The sequence below is a fragment of the Dokdonia sinensis genome, assembly GCF_003688895.1.
GTDB lineage: Bacteria > Bacteroidota > Bacteroidia > Flavobacteriales > Flavobacteriaceae > Dokdonia > Dokdonia sinensis.
On sequence record NZ_REFV01000007.1, the window covers coordinates 23,888 to 41,969 of the forward strand.

An 18,082-nucleotide genomic window follows, 5' to 3' on the forward strand; every position below is an offset into this window, starting at 1 on the left:
AACAAAATAAAAATGGCACTCTCCACCTCCGAAGAACAATTAATGCAATTACTCTGGAAACAAGAAAAGGCACTTATGAAAGATCTTATAGAGGCCTATCCAGATCCAAAACCTGCCACGACTACTGTTGCTACGCTACTTAAACGTATGCAGGATAAGAAGTTTGTAGATTATAAGCAGCTGGGGAGATCACGGGAATACTTCCCGCTCGTAAAAAAGGCAGATTATTTTTCAAAACACGTAAATGGCCTGATTAAAAATTTTTTTAATGACAGCGCTGGGCAATTTGCCTCCTTTTTTACTAGAGAGACCAATCTTTCTCAAAAGGAACTCGAGGAACTGAAGGCCATAATTGATAGTCAACTCAAAGCCAAAAAGCAATGATACTTCCTTACCTCCTAAAGAGCACGCTCTGTCTGGCGATTTTGTTTGGATTTTACAAACTCGTCTTGGAGCCTAAAGCGATGCACCAGTTCAAGCGGTTTTATCTTTTGGCAAGTTTAATTTTTGCCTTTACCATACCGCTTATCACATTTACCTACACCACCGAAGTTCCTGAGGAAGAAATTTGGATTCAAGATTTTGCGCAGGCGTATGAAGTATCAACTCAAGAAATACAGATGCCTCACGAGACTCCAGAAAAAGAGGATACAAATGTCATTCTTTGGAGCATTTATGGATTGGGAGTGCTACTTTTTGGAGTGCGGTTTGGGTTAAATTTATTTCGCTTAAAGCGAAAAATCTATGCGGCAAAAACCATCGAGGAGCCTGATTTTACGCTTGCATTAATGTCACAGGCTGTAATTCCGCATTCTTTTTTATGGTGGATTTTCCTTTCGCGCAAGCAGTATGAACACCAAGAAATCGCACCCGAAGTATTGGCTCACGAGGCGACTCACGTAAGAGAAAAGCATACGATAGATATACTTTTTATAGAGTTGTTACAAGTTGTTTTCTGGTTTAATCCTATGGTCTGGCTGGCCAAAACATCCATAAAACTCAATCACGAATTCCTTGCAGATCAGGGAGCCCTGCGTGAGCAAAAAGATATCACACATTATCAAAACATACTCCTAAGCTATGCAAGCAGTACTCATCATACTGTGCTCGAGAGTCCTTTTAATTATTCATTAACCAAAAAACGAATCGTTATGTTATCACAATCATTTAGTAAGAAGCGGGTAGTGCTCAGAGCACTGCTCCTTGTTCCCGTCCTTGTGGGATGCGGGCTATTGTTTAATCAGGCTATTGTAGCTCAGGAGAAGGAAAGGAAAGAAATCCCAATTATAGGAGAATGGATTACAGAAACAGCGGAAATGCCATTTGTTAACATTTATGAGGAGAATGACTCACTTTGGTGCGCAATAGGTAAAGACAAGTTCTTGATGCTTGAAGATAATAAAGGATATTATCTTAAAACTGGTGTTGAGAATAAACTCAAGCATTATGTCGCTGTTAACATGGATGGCTCTCTTAAATTTGGAGACTACGGTTATAAAATAATTCCAGCATCTAGAGGTGTCAAACAATCGTTATTAGGAACCTGGAAAAAAGAGAATTCTGGAGAAGAAATTGTAAACTTTGTTCTAAATAACGGAGGATTGATATGTCATATAGTCACGAGCGACCAAAAAAGCACTAGATATTATCCTAAATTAAAGGATGGAGGCGTAACCTTTACTATGGGAAATAAATGGGTTTCCTTTAAGCGTAAAGGAGAGGTGCTTATAGATGGAGATGGCAATAGGTATATCCAGCAAGAGATTCGTATTCCAAAAGGGGTAACAGCTCAAAAATATTTGGATTTATGGCAAGATACCAATGAATACAAATTATTTCTAGATGAACAACCTATTGCAAATGCAGATATTCTAAACTATAAGCCTGAAGAATTACCCCACTACGAGACCAAGTTTGAAAATGGTCAAACAGTTGTCTCTATCTGGACACAACCGTTTTACGAGAAAATGTCAAAAATAGGCTACTCCGCATTTTCAGATACAGATTTTAGTCGAGTACCCGTAGTAGTTGTTGAGGAAAACACGGTTACTATAAACGGAAAAAAATCCAGCACCGAAACCTACGTAGAGGATATGAACTCGGTGACTGCTGGATGGACGCAAAAGGAGATGAGACAGGCATTTCCAGGACAATTTATAACTAAAAATGCAGATCCTGAATTACTGGAAGCGCTAGATGAGCAACTCAGGAAAACAGACTACTGGAAAGCAAACATCAGTCACTCAGCACAGATTATGAAGGATGTTATTATATATAGCAAAAAACCTATCCTCATCTCTATAAATAATGATGAAATCAGTATAAACGGTAAATTGTCTTCTCTAGCAAATCTAAGAAAGGATATAGACGCAATAACCGAGGACTGGACCCCTACGGAATATAGAAAAACTCCTGTAAGCACTTTTATGACTAAGGGCAACACTCCAAGCTTTCTTCAAAAAGCCGAAGCTGAGTTTCAAAAAACAAAGCTTGCTCAGGCAAATGACGGTATAAAACTAGTGCCGCCTCCACCAGCATCGCCATCCCCAGGTTCTGAAGATTTCTTACCGCCTCCTCCACCTCCTCAAAAAAGTTACGCAAATGAATTTATACAAGGAGCCGCCCAAAACGGCAAAAAAGCTCTCGTCATTCAGATCCTTAATGATCAAATCAAAATAAATGGACACCAGTCCTCGCTTTCTAAACTGAGGGAGGACATTGATGCCATCACGAGAGACTGGGAGGAAGAGGATTATAAAGATGCGGTACCTTCTTTTTTAGTTAAAAACGGCGGCTCCTCTTTCTTAGAAATTGCAAATGAAGAGTTCTTAAAAACTCATTTCTCTCGGGCAAATGGAGGGATGAAGTTAGTACCTCCACCACCACCTGCGCCTCCAGCTCCTGGGGCACCATTGCCACCGCCACCTCCGCCACCGCCAAGCCCTTTGAAGTATCTTCAGAAGATGAATGAGCTAGGTGGAAAATTTTATCAAGAGGAAAAAGAAATTTCTTATGAGAAAGCTGTTGCAATTTTAAAAGCAAATAAGAATTTGAATATCCAAACACCTGTACCATATTCAAATCCACCTAAAACGTATATAACTGAGTACCCTATGCTTGGTAGTTATAATAGTATTCACTCAGCTAAGGATAATTTCAGGCGAGATAAAAAAATAGGCGATACGGTAGTATACTCAGATGGCTACGATCAGAAATTTTTAATGGTAAAGGATAGTGATAATGGTGGACGTACCATTGTTAAAAGACCCAAAGATGCAGGTGTGGATAAAGTGCAATTAGACACTTACAATAAACTTGCAAGAAAGTATAATAAACAGCCCAAAGCAACTCGTAAAATTCCAGCGGGAGAACTTAAAGTGATAGAAGATATTTATCGCAATATGAACACGACTCAAAAAATAAAAAACGAACCTTTTCCAGAATGTGAAATTAAATCGACTGAGAAAGGAAGTGGATTTTCTGATAATGCTCAAGGGACTGGAGACTTCAAATTAGATGACAGACCATCATCATCTTTAGCCCTAGGAGGTTCTAATTATGCGCCAAGAATCGAGATTGGAGAGATAAAAATTAAAACAAGACTTTTAGGAAAAGCAGAGAATGATGTTAAAGTATCTCCTTTTAATAAAACATATTTCTCTAGCCAGAAATCCACTTACAAGAAGTTAGAGTAAACAAGCCGTAATCCGTATAAATACATATTTAAACCTGTTAGGTCTTTGAGACCTGACAGGTTTTTAAGAATAATGATACCCTGGATTAAGTGATGTGTCCCTTATAAAGAAAGAATAGCGTTATTCATTTTAAATTACTGCATTCAAAGTACCTGAAAAATCTTTTAGTAGCTTTGTAGTTATTCCTACCAACTATAATACACTCAATTTTGAAACTATACCTCGTTCCTACACCCATAGGTAATTTAGAAGATATGACTTTTCGCGCTGTGAGGGTGCTTAAAGAGGCAGACCTCATTCTTGCCGAGGATACTCGAACGAGCGGCAAACTCCTCAAGCATTTTGATATAGGTACCCAGATGATGAGTCATCATATGCACAATGAGCATCAAACGGTGCAGGGAATTGTAAAGCGTATTCAAGCTGGAGAGACAGTCGCGTGTATAAGCGATGCAGGAACACCAGCGATTTCTGATCCAGGATTCTTACTCACAAGAGCCTGTGTAGAAGCAGGAATAGAGGTAGACTGTCTTCCAGGAGCAACTGCATTTGTGCCTGCCCTTGTAAATAGTGGTTTTCCTAATGATAAATTTGTTTTTGAGGGATTTCTTCCCGTTAAAAAGGGACGCCAGACACGATTTCTTCAGCTTCAAGAGGAGACACGCACTATGATCTTTTACGAGTCCCCTCACAAACTGGTTAAGACTTTGGGACACTTTGTATCGTATTTTGGCGAAGATCGTCCTGTTTCTGTATCAAGAGAGCTTACTAAATTGTTTGAGGAAACAATACGAGGAACGGCCTCAGAAGTTCTTGCGTATTATACGAATAAGCCTCCTAAGGGTGAGATTGTAATTGTTGTGGGTGGTAAGGGGAGATAGTTACGCTTTCGCGAAAGCGTAAAAGAAAAATTAAACCTTTGCTAGTAAAAAGTGACTTAGCTTTTAAAAATTATAAGTTGCCGCCAGAATTAAATTTCTTCCAGCCGCCGAAATTCCAGAGGAATATGTACGATACCGTTGATCTGTAATATTCTCAAGATTTGCGGTAAAAGACCAAGTGTCAGAGAGCACATACTGACTGCCCAGATTTAAGGTGTACCAACCTGGTGAGAATGGATTGCCATCAGCATCTGTAGCATACAAATCAGGACTCGCCTGCTGACTAGGCGCAAGATCGTCAAAATCAAACTTGCCGCTGTATTCCACAAAAGCATCTAACGTTAATTTCTTTTTCTTCCATATCAAATGCCCATTCCCAAAAAGCGGCGCGACGTGTCTTACTGGAACATAACTGCCGTCTTCTTCCTGCTCCACACCGTTTGTATAATTAAAGTTTCCAGTAAGTTGTAAGTGCTTTGTTAGGTTTGCTTTTGCTCCCAATTCAACACCATACACTTCGGATTTTGAGGCGTTTTGTATCGCTTGTATGTTGCTCACTTCGCCCTGATATTCTATTTCTGTAACACCGTTCAGGTTAAAATCACGACGTACCAAGGCATCGTTAAGCAAAGTATAGTAGCCATTAATGTCAAACCTTAGCATATTAGAGAAGTTTAGGTTTATACCTAATTCTCCATTGTAGGCGTATTCAGATTTCAAATCAGGATTGGGCACTACAACAGAGCCGGGCTCACTATCAAAAATCTTTCCTACGTCGTCTATGTTAGGCGCCCTGAAGGCTGTTCCTAAATTTGCTTTAAGCCCTACGGTTTTAGACAGCTGGTGTGTTACCCCGATACTTCCAGTTAGATTTCCTGTACTCAAATCTGCTTTATCAAAGGGAAAGGCAAAAAACGCATTGTTCTCTGTAAAATCTGCTGTGAGCCAAATATGATTATAGCGCAGTCCAGATTGTAATCTTGTTTTTGGATCCAGCTCAATTTGAGTGCTTACATAAGCGGCGAGTGATTGCCAAGTGGATCCATCAGGATACCTAGAAGCTGTTCGGGTTACATCTCCTGTCGTTATATCTGTGACCTGACCACTAGACCCTACTTTATTATACACGTATTCTAAACCGTAAAAAAGTTTGTTTTTTCGATTTTTTAAATTCCTGGTAAAATCTAGTCCTACAGAAACGGCATCGACATTCTCATCGGTCTCAAAAAAATCTGCCCCACCAAAATCTCTATCATTTCTGCTTTCTTGCGAGTTTTGATAGGTGATAGTTGCCTGAGCGCGATTATAAATTATACCATTACCTTCTTTGTTTATTTGGAAGTTGGTCATAAACCATTTTTGTGGCCCATAAAACCACTCGGCCGATCTAAATTCTCCGTCCCGTTTGCGCGTTAAGCGGTCGTAACGGTCGTAGTCCGAGGTTGTCGCATATACGAGTCCGAGATTAAAATCCCAAATCTCATTAGGAGCAAAACGTACTTTTTGCATTAGGTTTAGGCTATTAAAAGCAGAACCTACTTGGATAAGAGGGTCGTCATTTTGAACCGTAGTATCTACACCATCTATAACCTGCACAAAATTATTACGCAAGTAGTCGTCTGGACCGTGTTTACCCTGTCGCGTGTCGTCATAATCCGAGTAGCTCGCACTAGTAAGAAATGACCATTTTCGTTTTCCAAGAGTAATATCAAAATGTCCCGTACGCTCATTATTTGCTGTATTTACACGCGCAACCGCAGTCCCAGAGATAGTAATCTCGTCTGTAAAGGATAATTTAGGTTGCTTCGTGTAAAAGTTCATTACACCACCTATCGCATCACTTCCGTAGATCACGGAGCCTGGACCCAGTAAAACTTCGGTTCGGTCTATAATGAAGGGGTCTATAGAAATTATATTTTGAACGTTTCCACCCCTAAAAATAGCGGTGTTAAAACGCACTCCGTCTAGGGTAATTAATAACCTGTTTGTCGAGAAGCCTCTTATCAGAGGACTCCCACCACCTTGCTGGCTTTTTTGTACAAAAACAGAGCCACTCGCTTCGAGTAAATCTGCTGCTGTTTGTGGATTTGCTCGGGTGATATCGTCAGATGAGATTCCCACAATTTTTTGCGGAACATTCTTTCGGCTTTGGGCAAATTTACTCGAAGAGAGTACAATCTCACCCAGCATATTTTCTTTCTGCTTCAGGAATACCCTGTATTTAAAGGTTTCAAGCTGCGCTTTAGTATACTGTGCAGTCTTGTGAGCTACGTCTTGAAAGGTGATTAATTCCGCTTTCGCGAAAGCGGACACATCTACCTTCCCATCAAAATCTGATACAGCCGTCTTACTTTTATCTACATTATAAATTGCAACACCTACAATGGGTTCACGGGTATCAACGTCGAGCACAGTAACTTCTTGAGCCGAAAGAGTAAGCGAAAATAAGATGAAGAGAGATACTATTAATCGCATTTAATTAAAAATTGTATTGAGTACTGCTAGCGAACGTGGTTTTTTAAAACCGTGCAAATGTAACTCATAATAAAGGAGCAACATGTTTACAAAAGCGGTACGCTGGTTTTGGTTAAGTTTTATCGTTTCCAACGTATCAAATTTTGTGCCTAAGAGCTGTTTTAGAAGCTCAATGATTTCTCCATTCCAACAGTAGTTATTGAGCTCAGATAACTCAAAGGTGCCGTCTATAAGATTAAAGTACTCTCTATCAATGTCTGAGTCATCTGGATAGAAACCCAGATACTGGGACAATCGCAATAAAAATAATAGGTGAAAATTTGCAATAACATCGTTGCTATCAAGCCAGCTAGTTGCCGCTACGAGAAAATTAAAAAGCTCTAGATTTTCCTCCTCTTCTTGAATAGCAGAGCGTAGTATGTCTGAAAGGAAGAAAACAATAGCGCTTTTTGCCACATTAGTGTAGAGCGTCTGGTAATGATAAGCAACTTTGGCCTCTCGTATACTTTCGAGTGTTCCTTTATCCTTGTGGTTTGCCTCAATGTCGAGTTGAGTGAGTGGTTGGAACATTGCGGTTCTTAACTTCCCTTTTTTTGACTTAAGGATTCCGCGGAGTAGGTAACTTTTGAGTCCGCTGGAGGCGGTGTAGCATTTTACAATGAGATCTGCCTCTCCATATTTGAGTGCAGAGATAACAATTGCTTGGGTTTTGACAAGCATTATCTGATGATGAGTAGTTTTACGATATTCGTCTCTAGTGCATCTGGACCTGTTACAAGTATGAGATAAACGCCGGAGGCCACTTTATGCCTCCCAAAGGCTGTGGTATCCCAAGTGAGATTTCCTGAGCTTGCCACCTCCTCATAAACGAGATTTCCTACAAGGTCTGTGATTTTTACATTAGAACGAGCCGTGAGTCCATCTATAGTTACGAGCCCAGAAAATGTAGGTCTCACAGGGTTGGGATAAACCCCGACATTTTCTAAAGTTTCTGCAGGTGGTTGAGACGTCCCATCAAAGGAAACCATACCTCTGTCTGTAGCAAAATAAATAGTACCGCTCTGAGGATCAATGCTCATTGAGTTTACATTGTTTGAAGGTAACGGCGAGTTCCTGGTTGTAAAGTTGGCTAGTGTTTCCTGACCATTAGGAGAGACAAAAAACACTCCAGAGCCTATTGTAGATATCCACTTATTATTGGAACCGTCTACAACAATCTCTGTGATAACTTGATCATTAAGTAGCTCCTGTGGAATATCATCCTGTAATATGATAATAGGGTTTGTCGTAGTTTCCCCTTCTTCAAATATGGAAGAGGGTGAGAATAATAATCGTAAACCTCTTCGAGTTCCTATCCATAGCGTACCGCCACGATCTACTGCAAGTGCGCGAATATCATTTGAGGGTAGGTTTGCAGCACCTTCATCTCCAGAAATTCGAGCAATAGCGCCGTTACTTGGATTGTATCCTATGAGTCCAGCGCTATTTGTTCCTAGGAATAGGTTCCCATCAGAACCAAAAACAATATCATCCAGCCCGCTGGGTCTGTCTCCATCTGGAAAAACCTCTGCAATACTTATACCTTGGAATTGCCCTCCTGGAGTAACTTTAAAAAGACCATTACTGGAAAGCGAATTTGAAATCCAGAGATTATTACTGCTGTCAAAAGTGCCGCTGTTTACTCTTACCCCACCATTAGATCCGTTAGAGTCAAAAACCCTTTCTAAAGGACTATTAGTGTCGTCAAAAAGCATTGTAGGTATTTCTTCGTTTATTTCCAATAATCCTGCTGAGAATGATGGGACAAATACTTGAGTTGGATTTTGAGGGTTTATTGCCACGTTAACCATGTCGGTGGTAAATAGAGCGTCCTCAAAGCTGATGTTTTTCCAACCGCTATCTATTACAAAGTGACTCAACCCTTTTTCATTAAATGGGAAAGGGTTATAGAAAACATCGTAGTCACCATAAACTGCCCAAACCTCATTAGTTGCAGCCTGGATATTAAAAATATCATTTTCTAAAGGACCATCTGGTAGATACTGCCTAGGCATCCCATTTGCCAGAGGTACTTCTATCATTCCAGAGCCTCTGGTACTTATGTATGCAGAGTTGTTTAACGTGAGCGCTGTATTGTAGTCATTAACAAATTCACCCACCGTTCCTATGGTTCTGGTGAGATTGTCGTTCTCATCATATATAAGGATGCTTTCTGGTAATGTAACGGTAAGTTCTGTATCTGTTGCGCGGATATCCCGAGGTGTTATATTATCATACCTAAATGCAAAAGAAAAGTTTACTCCATTTGTGGTTTTAAAGGCGTTACGACCTGCAATTCCGTAGAGCGTTTCGTTAAAAATGGCAAGTCCTCTAAAGGTATTCCCATTTGTCGTGCTCCAATTATTAAAGTCAATGATATTAGAATTTCCTACAAGAGCTCGTCGTAAGCCAGATGATGTGGCTGCATATACGTAGTCGCCAAAGACGGATGTTTCAAAAATATTGAGCGAGGCACCATTATCTCCTATAAAATAAGAGTCATCGAACTCTAGCCGTCCCAAGTCAAATAGGGATATACCAAAACCAGTAGAGATGTATACAAACCCGTTAAACTCGTGAAAATGGTTAATGCGCTTCTCGGTAGGAGTGATAGAGGGTTTGTTAAGAATGTCAACTACGGTTAAAACATTTGCATTGCCATCTATAATAACATCTATAAGCCCATTCTCATAACCCACGAGCAATGTTTCAAAAGCCGCACTATAGTATATACTAGAGATTGGTTGTCCCGAGAGACCGTTAATAGTAGATCGAGTAGTAAGTGATCCATCTAGGGTAGAATATGCAAAAACTGCATTATCTGACGCGACATAAACTACGCCATTTCCTTCGGTGATATCCTTTGTTTGAGCATAGGCAAAATAGCCTGTCCACTCATCAGAAAAATTTTGGCCTTGTAGCCAAAATGAAATACTTAAAAATAGAAGTATTAGCAGGTTCTTCACGCACACAATTTTGTAATTATACAACCCGCCAAAAGTACAATTATTGCCTGAAGGTTAAAAGAAGGGATATCGTTAGGTTTTAGCTTTTGCAAAAGCGTAACATTTATAATCATCACGCTTTAAAGGTAACAGAATAAAAAAAGGACGACTAGAAGCCGTCCTTAAATATTTAAAAGCTGAAGGGTTAAACAACTCCCTGAGCCAGCATCGCATCTGCAACCTTTACAAAGCCAGCAATGTTTGCTCCTTTTACATAATCTACATAGCCAGAGTCATCTTTTCCGTACTGGACGCAAGCTTCGTGTATGTCCAGCATAATTTTGTGAAGTTTTTCGTCCACTTCTTCGGCAGTCCAGCTATATCTAAGACTGTTTTGGGACATTTCAAGTCCCGAAGTGGCAACACCACCAGCGTTAGATGCCTTTCCAGGCGAGAAAAGAATCTTTGCTTTTGTAAATACAGCAATAGCTTCTGGTGTAGAGGGCATATTTGCTCCTTCCCCTACGCAGATACATCCATTATCTACAAGTGTTTTAGCATCTTCTTCTTGAAGTTCGTTTTGTGTTGCGCAAGGAAGGGCAATGTCACATTTGATGCCCCAAGGTGTTTTGCCCTCGTGATATTCGGCATCACTATATTTATCTAAATACTCCTTGATACGACCACGACGTTCATTCTTAATTTCCATAATGTAGTCAAGCTTCTCTTGATCAATGCCGTCTTTGTCGTGTATAAAACCGCTAGAATCTGAAAGTGTAACTACTTTTGCTCCTAAAGAGATTGCTTTTTCTGCAGCATATTGAGCTACATTTCCAGAACCTGAAATTACAACTGTTTTTCCATCAAAGCTCTCTCCTTTAGTTTTTAACATACTTTGGGCAAAGTATACGTTCCCGTATCCTGTTGCTTCTGGACGCATTAAGGAACCTCCGTAAGAAAGACCTTTTCCGGTAAGTACACCTGTAAACTCATTGCGTAGTCTCTTGTACTGACCAAACATATATCCTATCTCACGACCACCCACGCCTATGTCTCCTGCTGGGACATCCGTATCAGGCCCTATATGACGTGAAAGCTCAGTCATAAAGCTCTGACAAAAACGCATCACCTCGTTATCAGTTTTTCCTTTTGGGTCAAAATCAGATCCTCCCTTACCTCCTCCCATAGGAAGGGTTGTAAGGCTATTTTTATACACTTGCTCAAAACCTAAGAATTTTAGGATACTCAAGTTTACAGATGGGTGAAACCGTAAACCTCCTTTATAAGGACCTATCGCGCTATTAAACTCTACACGATACCCTCTGTTTACCTGGATATTACCATCTGCATCTGTCCAAGGGACTCTAAAAATGATGGTACGCTCAGGTTCCACCATTCTTTCAAGTAAATGTTTTCCTTGATATTTTTTATTCTTTTCTATAAATGGGATAACCGCCTCGGCAACTTCATGTACTGCCTGCATAAATTCAGGCTCGTTTGGGTTGCTTTGAGCAACGCGGTCGACAAAGTTTTTAATACTGTCTGACATAATGTTTTAGGTTGTATATAATTAATGTCGTTTTTAAACGTTTTTTAATAATGCAAATATAAGTTATCCTAAGATTTTGCTCTTTTATTTTTCGATTTTCGTAAAAATATGTATGTATTTTTAGGATTTTCCACTTTCAGGTCGGTATAGGGTAGTAAAAATTTCCCTGTGTCGCTAGATTTTATATATTTGTCGCTGTCTCAAACTACCCCTCCTATGAAAGCCAAATACCTACCATTGGCAATTTTAATGTTGTTTTTGACTCATACAGAGTTAAAAGCGCAATTTGGATTTTCTCACGAGATCGGTTTTATTACCGGTCCTGTGGCTTTTCAATCCGATTATGGTGAGCGAAGTGATTTTGAAACTAACGCAGGAAATGTTGGTTTTGGAATTGGAATCGTTCACTATCTCAATTTCTCTTATCGTGCAGACTGTAACTGTTACTCTCGCGACACCTACTTTAATGACCATTTTAAGGTGCGCAATGAGATAGATTATCACGTGACAAATCTTAACAATTTTGGACCGGAAGCAAGTGATGATGATTTTGGAGGTCTAAAGCTAAGGAATCATAATGGTAAGGCAAAGGTTCTTGAATTAGGTACTCAACTAGAGTATTTTCCTATGAGTATTCGCGATTTTGCCGCAGGGGTTTATAAAATTGCTCCATATTTTAGTTTTGGGGCACATTTTGTGTCTTACAATCCAGAAATAAGTTCAGATTTTGAAAATTATAACGGTTTAAATTCTCAAGTTCAGAATCCAAACACCGGCCAATTTGAATCTGTATTTTTTCAAGGTTTTCTTCCAGGTGATGGAAAATTCGGAGGATTAGATGATAGTCCAGGTTCTACTTGGGCAATTACCTTCAGCACAGGAATACGTTATAAATTAAGCGCCTACAGCGATTTGCTTCTGGATGCGAGATGGCACTACTATACGAGTAACTGGGTAGACGGTTTAAATCCAGATCCGAGACCAGTTAACAGAGCAAACGATTGGATTTTCTGGTTAAATGTAGGGTATATTTATTACTTAGATTAAAGGTGTTTAAGCTTTCGCGAAAGCAAGATAAAAATAAAACAGCCTCCTACTTTAGAGGCTGTTGTTTGTTTACAAAGCAGCGGGTGCTTATCCCAACGCTTGTTTAAGATCGTTTATTAAGTCTTCTTCATCTTCAATGCCTACACTTAATCTGATTAAAGAATCGCTTATGCCTAATTCCTCACGTTCTTTTTTGGGAATAGAGCCGTGGGTCATTGTTGCTGGATGTCCAGCAAGAGATTCTACACCTCCTAAACTTTCAGCAAGTGTTATTATTTTAAATTTTTTTAAAATCTGTAACGCTCCCGCGAGCGAGTCTTCCTTAGTTGAAAAGGACATCATCCCTCCGAAATCGCTCATCTGATCCTTTGCAATATGGTGATTGGGGTGATCTTCAAAACCAGGCCAGTACACTTTATTTACTTTAGGATGGTTTTTTAGATAGTGAGCTATGGCTTTTCCATTTTCACAATGGCGCTGCATTCGTACATGCAAAGTTTTGATACCTCTCAGAGCTAGAAAACTGTCTTGCGGGCCGCAAATAGCACCGCTGGCATTTTGAATAAAATATAGCCTTTCTGCAAGTTTTTTATCTTTTACAACAAGAGCTCCTAAAACGAGATCGCTGTGCCCTCCTATATACTTTGTAGCGCTGTGCATCACGATGTCTGCTCCTAAGTCTAATGGCTGTTGTAGGTAAGGTGTGGCAAATGTATTATCTACCGCTAGGAGGATGTTATGCGCTTTGGCAACGTGTGCAACCGCTTTAATATCTATGATGTTCATCATAGGGTTCGTAGGGGTTTCTACCCAGATGAGTTTTGTATTATTAGTTACATAGTTTGCAATATTTTCTGCATTTTGCATCTTAACAAAATGAAACTTAATCCCCCATTTTTTAAAAATGTTGGTAAATAATCTGTAGGTTCCTCCGTAAAGGTCGCTGGTAGATATAACCTCGTCTCCTGGATCGAGCAATTTTATAATAGCATCTATAGCCGCAAGCCCAGAACCAAAGGCCAACCCAAATTCACCATTTTCAATACTTGCAAAAGCTTCCTCTAGGGCGTGGCGTGTAGGATTTTTAGAACGACTATAAGCATAGCCTTTATGGTCGCCAGGAGCAGACTGTGCGTACGTTGAGGTCTGATAAATAGGAGTCATAACTGCTCCATAGGCTTTATCTGGATGTTGCTTGCCGTGAATGGTCTTTGTGTTAAATTTCATAAATGTAATTTGTAGTGTCTTACTCGAGTTATAAATGTACCACTCCCTTTGTGCAATCCCAAAATTGCTCCTACCTTTAGGCTATGATTAACACCCCTTGCTACAGTATGCGTATTTCTATCGTCACTTTAATTCTGTTTTTCTTTTTTTCAAGTTGTAAAGAGGCAGTTATATATGATTTTAAGCCCATTACTATACAAACAGAAGACTTTAAGGAATGTGTAGATGAGCAATGTCCCACCTTGTTCTTAGATTATTTTGAGCTCACTTCCCCAAAATCCCTCACCGAAACGGTAAATCTCACCATTAAGAAACAATTCATCTCTCAGTTGGTTATCGATGGGCAGCAGTCCGAGACGATACAACAAGCTGCCGAAGTTTATTTAAATAACAGCCAGACCGCATATCCAGAAGACTCTATAATGTCTGCTCAGCACGAGCTAGAAATGATTCTTACGCCCACCTATACCTCAGATGAGGTGTTAAGTATACAAACCAATTTTTATCAATTTTCAGGTGGAGCACACGGATATGGTGGCGTACTTTTTCAAAATTTTAATGTCAAGACCGGTGCCGAAATGACCATCCCAGAACTGTTTAAAGATGTGGAGGCGTTTACCGCTTTCGCGAAAGCGGAATTCCGCACCCAACAAGAAATACCTGATGGAGCATCCATAAACAGCACAGGATTTATGTTTGAAGACGATGTGTTTGCATTACCTGAAAACATAGGTTTTACAGACGAGGGAATGGTACTTTATTACAATTCTTATGAAGTCTCTGCATATGCAGACGGCGCACAAGAAATCATTATCCCCTGGGAAACTGCCGAAGCGTATCTTAGCTTTTAACTAAACGTGAAAGCTGGATACAACATCCTAAATGTAATCCCTCGTGAAAATTGTTGAACTCAATCGCGTGCTCCACCTTAGAAAGCACACCTCCGGTAGTCGATAGGGTGTACTCTTTAAAGTCTTTAAATACGCCAGCATTATAGTCTGCTTCTAGTTGCTGTAGCGTAGTATAGAGCATCTCTTTAATACTATCTACTTCGTCTTGAGTAACGGTGCGCTCTGGTTTTGTTCCTTTTTTATAGCTACTTATAAAATCCATTGGGATTTTAGGCGTGAGCCCAGAAAGTCCGTAAGTAAGTAATTGTTGTGTAGCAAGTGAGTGACCGATATTCCAGATAATATTATTATTAAAACCTGACGGAATTGCATTGAGCTGCGCCAGCGTGTGGCCGTCTATAAAGCGTTCTAATATTTTTCTGTTTTTTAAATTAATATCAAAAGAGTAGTCCATACTGTTTAATTTTTTCTAAAAATACCCAAATCTGAAATGAGAGAAGGTATTTTTGCACTTGAAAAAAAGATTAAACGCTATCATTTTTTTAATCGATTATCATTATGAAGAAAATATACCACTTAAGCACTTGTAACACTTGCCAGCGTATTATCAAGGAAATAAACCCAAGCGACGATGTCATTTTACAAGACATAAAAACTGAGGCTATTACTGAAGAGCAGCTAGAGGAAATGAAGGCTATGGTCGGCACTTATGAAGCATTATTCAGCAAGCGGGCACAATTGTACCGACAGCGAGGACTCAACGAGCAAAATTTATCCGAAGATGATTATAAACGATTGATTCTAGAACATTACACCTTCCTTAAACGTCCTGTGATGATTGTAAACGATGAGATTTTGGTAGGGAATAGTAAAAAAGTAGTCGCTGCTGCGACAGAAGCATTTTCTAAATAACGTTTTATGTCTAAGCGCCACCTTGCGTTTCTTGCAGCCTTTGGCGCTAGTTTTATTTACGGGGTAAACCACACCCTTGCCAAAGATTTAATGCCTACCTATATTCAAGCATATGGGTTTATAATGCTGAGGGTTTTGGGCGCGGCTGTTTTGTTCTGGATTACGAGTTTATTTTTTCCTCGCGAGAAGATTTACCGTAAAGACTGGTGGAGAATGATTCTATGTGCTCTCTTTGGGATGACCATTAATATGTTGATGTTTTTTAAGGGATTAGAGCTATCGACTCCTATTAATAGTAGTGTTGTTATTACACTTTCACCTGTGATATTGCTCATTCTTTCAGCCTTTATGCTTAAAGAAAAAATCACCTTACTTAAAGGGGCAGGAATCGTGATTGGACTTGTTGGAGCGTTAGTCCTGATTTTATTTGGAGCGCAGCAGCAGGAAAATGCGCCTAATATACCGCTGGGCAATATTTTGTTTATTATTAATGCGACGGCATATTCTTTTTATCTTGTTTTGGTAAAACCCTTAACTGCAAAATATTCGTCTGTAACCTTAATGAAATGGTTCTTTTTAATCGCGGTATTTACAAATGCACCTGTCGCGCTACCCCAATTCCTGGAAGTACAATGGACGGAGCTGCCTCCTCGGGTAATGGGTGTGATGGCGTTTGTAGTCATAGGGACGACCTATCTTACGTATCTTTTTAATGTTTTTGCGTTAAAGCAATTACGTCCTTCGACAATAGGAGCTTTTATTTATTTGCAGCCCGTTATTGCAACTTTAGTGGCAATACTTTTGGGCGCAGATTCTCTTACAACCATCCGTGTTCTTGCGGCCGCACTTATTTTCTTAGGCGTATATTTGAGTACAAGAAAAAACAAGAAGGCTGTTGAAGGTATTAAAAACTAAGTATTGTTTCTCTATTTCTGAAGTGTCAGAGGATACTTTTAGGACTTTAGGTTGCGACCATAGTTTCTATTTTTCAAGGCATTTTCTCGCCGCTTTTGAAACCTCAAATCCTCACATCTCCTTTTCATACTTGCTTTTTTACGAGGATAAGAGTCCTGTTGCGCTTGCCATTTTACAACAAATGGATGTAGCACTAGACAATGCTATAGAGAATCTTCCGCTTTCGGATAGGATTGCGAGGTCAGTGCAATGCTATCTTAACAACAGAAAATCCCGAGTTCTAGTTTGCGGGAACATTTTCTTGAGCGGTTCTTTTGGGTTGTATGTAAAAAATGGATTTTCTAAGAGAATGGTGTACGATACGCTTTCGCGAAAACTTGCCCCGAACTTATTTCGGGAGTTCAAAAGTCTCAAAACTCAGCGTTCCAGCAATGTTTTTTTCCTCAAGGACTTCAATGCACAAGAAGATGCCTACGCAAACGTAGCTGAGCAACACCAGTTTCAATCATTTACGATGGAGCCGAACATGAGACTAGCGATAAATTGGCCAAGTTTTGAGAGATATAAAGAAAGTCTAAAGTCAAAATACCGTGTCAAGGTGAACAAGGCAGACACGACAAGTGCGTCTCTGATCGTTAAGCATTTGAACTCTGCAGAAATTTTAGAACACAAAAAACGACTTGAAGAATTATACAGTAACGTAACAGAAGGAGCCACTTTTAATGCAGGCAAACTCAATATTGAAACCTATGTCCAGTTAAAAGATGCCTTCGGTAAAAATTTAATTTTCAACACCTATTGGAAAGATCAAGAATTAGTGGGCTTTGCAACCGGATTTAAGGTCGGAAAGCAACTAGATGCACATTTTATCGGGATAGATTATGAGTACAATAAACAGTTTGCCATTTACCCGCGTATGCTCAATGATTATGTGAGAATGGCAATCGATTTAGGTGTTGCAGAGGTAAATCTAGGACGGACCGCCGCTGAAATTAAGAGCACATTAGGTGCTGTTCCAGAGCATTTACGCTGTTATGTTAAACACAAACGTTCTGTAGCAAATATGCTGTTTAAACCTTTAATTCGCCAGATTAAAATGACAGAGTTCAAACAGCATACGCCATTTAAGTCACTAAGCAAATAATGGTCTATAGTGATTCCAGTACTTGTACATTAAATATCCATTTAAAACTGCAACTAAAAGTGCTGGTCCTATATTAGGAAGATTTACAAATGCGTGAAACAAGACAATATTTACCGAAATGGGAACGAGTATTACAAGTGCGAGTGGCACCCATTTCTTAATAACCAGTAACAATCCTACAAGGACCTCTGTAAAGCCCACAAGACCCATAACATATCCTTTTCCAGTAGCTTCCTGCCCAGAAAAACGAAGTGCTCTAAAGAGATGTTCTGCTTCTGGGTAGCCCGTAAAATCAAAGTCAGGCATAAACCAGAAAAATTTATTGAGTCCAAAGGTGAGGAGCAAAAGACCGAGTCCTACGCGGATGATTAAATTTACAATTTTCATATTAGTTGGTTTTTG

General features: G+C 39.6%; 15 protein-coding genes. 8 read left to right on the plus strand and 7 right to left on the minus strand.

The annotated features are described in order from the left end of the window. The first annotated feature begins 12 nt into the window (after positions 1–12). The 3 genes from EAX61_RS08415 (at position 13) to rsmI (ending at position 4,576) form a co-directional block, all read left to right on the plus strand. On the plus strand, positions 13–384 hold the full coding sequence (locus EAX61_RS08415) for a BlaI/MecI/CopY family transcriptional regulator (protein ID WP_121917246.1): 372 nt from the start codon (positions 13–15) through the stop codon (positions 382–384). Continuing rightward, a complete protein-coding gene (locus tag EAX61_RS08420; RefSeq protein ID WP_121917247.1) occupies positions 381–3,695 on the plus strand; it encodes a M56 family metallopeptidase in 3,315 nt (1,104 codons plus the stop codon). Before EAX61_RS08415 ends, EAX61_RS08420 begins: the two co-directional genes overlap by 4 nt. Positions 3,696–3,901: 206 nt before the next feature. Next, the gene (rsmI, locus tag EAX61_RS08425; RefSeq protein ID WP_121917248.1) at positions 3,902–4,576 is read left to right on the plus strand and encodes a 16S rRNA (cytidine(1402)-2'-O)-methyltransferase; all 675 of its coding nucleotides are present in this window, start codon (positions 3,902–3,904) and stop codon (positions 4,574–4,576) included. 63 nt (positions 4,577–4,639) lie between these two features. Here rsmI and EAX61_RS08430 read toward each other — a convergent pair whose 3' ends face one another. The 4 genes from EAX61_RS08430 to gdhA form a co-directional block, all read right to left on the minus strand. Next, positions 4,640–7,051: a TonB-dependent receptor plug domain-containing protein gene (locus tag EAX61_RS08430; protein ID WP_121917249.1), complete on the minus strand. Its 2,412-nt coding sequence runs from the start codon at positions 7,049–7,051 to the stop codon at positions 4,640–4,642. After that, positions 7,052–7,771: a DNA repair protein RecO gene (gene recO / locus EAX61_RS08435; RefSeq protein WP_121917250.1), complete on the minus strand. Its 720-nt coding sequence runs from the start codon at positions 7,769–7,771 to the stop codon at positions 7,052–7,054. Next, on the minus strand, positions 7,771–10,056 hold the full coding sequence (gene porZ / locus EAX61_RS08440; protein WP_121917251.1) for a type IX secretion system anionic LPS delivery protein PorZ: 2,286 nt from the start codon (positions 10,054–10,056) through the stop codon (positions 7,771–7,773). Before porZ ends, recO begins: the two co-directional genes overlap by 1 nt. 184 nt (positions 10,057–10,240) lie before the next feature. Next, positions 10,241–11,584: an NADP-specific glutamate dehydrogenase gene (gdhA, locus tag EAX61_RS08445; protein WP_121917252.1), complete on the minus strand. Its 1,344-nt coding sequence runs from the start codon at positions 11,582–11,584 to the stop codon at positions 10,241–10,243. A gap of 216 nt (positions 11,585–11,800) precedes the next feature. Here gdhA and EAX61_RS08450 point away from each other — a divergent pair, with 216 nt between their 5' ends. After that, positions 11,801–12,631 carry a THC0290_0291 family protein gene (locus tag EAX61_RS08450; protein ID WP_121917253.1) on the plus strand — a complete coding sequence of 277 codons (831 nt, stop codon included), beginning with the start codon at positions 11,801–11,803 and terminating at the stop codon, positions 12,629–12,631. A gap of 87 nt (positions 12,632–12,718) precedes the next feature. On the opposite strand, the gene EAX61_RS08455 is transcribed toward EAX61_RS08450, so the two are convergent. Further along, positions 12,719–13,867 carry a cystathionine gamma-synthase gene (locus EAX61_RS08455; RefSeq protein WP_283806742.1) on the minus strand — a complete coding sequence of 383 codons (1,149 nt, stop codon included), beginning with the start codon at positions 13,865–13,867 and terminating at the stop codon, positions 12,719–12,721. Between the two features lie 74 nt (positions 13,868–13,941). On the opposite strand from EAX61_RS08455, the gene EAX61_RS08460 reads away from it, so the two are divergent. Next, a complete protein-coding gene (locus tag EAX61_RS08460) occupies positions 13,942–14,709 on the plus strand; it encodes a DUF3298 and DUF4163 domain-containing protein (RefSeq protein WP_121917255.1) in 768 nt (255 codons plus the stop codon). Here EAX61_RS08460 and EAX61_RS08465 read toward each other — a convergent pair. Then, positions 14,699–15,163, minus strand: coding sequence for a DinB family protein (locus tag EAX61_RS08465; protein ID WP_121917256.1), 465 nt, complete (start codon positions 15,161–15,163; stop codon positions 14,699–14,701). The two genes, EAX61_RS08460 and EAX61_RS08465, sit on opposite strands and share 11 nt — an antisense overlap. Before the next feature lie 104 nt (positions 15,164–15,267). Between EAX61_RS08465 and EAX61_RS08470 the strand changes: the two genes are divergently transcribed. From EAX61_RS08470 to EAX61_RS08480, 3 genes are read left to right on the plus strand one after another with little or no spacing between them, the layout of a single operon-like run. Next, on the plus strand, positions 15,268–15,621 hold the full coding sequence (locus EAX61_RS08470) for an arsenate reductase family protein (RefSeq protein WP_121917257.1): 354 nt from the start codon (positions 15,268–15,270) through the stop codon (positions 15,619–15,621). 6 nt (positions 15,622–15,627) lie between these two features. Then, the gene (locus tag EAX61_RS08475) at positions 15,628–16,536 is read left to right on the plus strand and encodes a DMT family transporter (RefSeq protein WP_121917258.1); all 909 of its coding nucleotides are present in this window, start codon (positions 15,628–15,630) and stop codon (positions 16,534–16,536) included. Beyond that, positions 16,517–17,680: a GNAT family N-acetyltransferase gene (locus tag EAX61_RS08480; RefSeq protein WP_121917259.1), complete on the plus strand. Its 1,164-nt coding sequence runs from the start codon at positions 16,517–16,519 to the stop codon at positions 17,678–17,680. The genes EAX61_RS08475 and EAX61_RS08480 overlap by 20 nt, the downstream gene beginning before the upstream one ends. Here EAX61_RS08480 and EAX61_RS08485 read toward each other — a convergent pair. Continuing rightward, positions 17,669–18,067, minus strand: coding sequence for a DoxX family membrane protein (locus EAX61_RS08485; RefSeq protein WP_121917260.1), 399 nt, complete (start codon positions 18,065–18,067; stop codon positions 17,669–17,671). The genes EAX61_RS08480 and EAX61_RS08485 overlap by 12 nt on opposite strands. Positions 18,068–18,082: the final 15 nt, after the last annotated feature.

Excerpts from the sequence above, each read along its gene's own strand:
- EAX61_RS08415 (WP_121917246.1), top strand. The coding sequence starts at position 13 with ATGGCACTCTCCACCTCCGAAGAACAATTAATGCAATTACTCTGGAAA.
- EAX61_RS08420 (WP_121917247.1), top strand. The coding sequence starts at position 381 with ATGATACTTCCTTACCTCCTAAAGAGCACGCTCTGTCTGGCGATTTTG.
- EAX61_RS08430 (WP_121917249.1), bottom strand. The coding sequence starts at position 7,051 with ATGCGATTAATAGTATCTCTCTTCATCTTATTTTCGCTTACTCTTTCG.
- recO (WP_121917250.1), bottom strand. The coding sequence starts at position 7,771 with ATGCTTGTCAAAACCCAAGCAATTGTTATCTCTGCACTCAAATATGGA.
- gdhA (WP_121917252.1), bottom strand. The coding sequence starts at position 11,584 with ATGTCAGACAGTATTAAAAACTTTGTCGACCGCGTTGCTCAAAGCAAC.
- EAX61_RS08450 (WP_121917253.1), top strand. The coding sequence starts at position 11,801 with ATGAAAGCCAAATACCTACCATTGGCAATTTTAATGTTGTTTTTGACT.
- EAX61_RS08460 (WP_121917255.1), top strand. The coding sequence starts at position 13,942 with ATGATTAACACCCCTTGCTACAGTATGCGTATTTCTATCGTCACTTTA.
- EAX61_RS08465 (WP_121917256.1), bottom strand. The coding sequence starts at position 15,163 with ATGGACTACTCTTTTGATATTAATTTAAAAAACAGAAAAATATTAGAA.
- EAX61_RS08470 (WP_121917257.1), top strand. The coding sequence starts at position 15,268 with ATGAAGAAAATATACCACTTAAGCACTTGTAACACTTGCCAGCGTATT.
- EAX61_RS08475 (WP_121917258.1), top strand. The coding sequence starts at position 15,628 with ATGTCTAAGCGCCACCTTGCGTTTCTTGCAGCCTTTGGCGCTAGTTTT.
- EAX61_RS08485 (WP_121917260.1), bottom strand. The coding sequence starts at position 18,067 with ATGAAAATTGTAAATTTAATCATCCGCGTAGGACTCGGTCTTTTGCTC.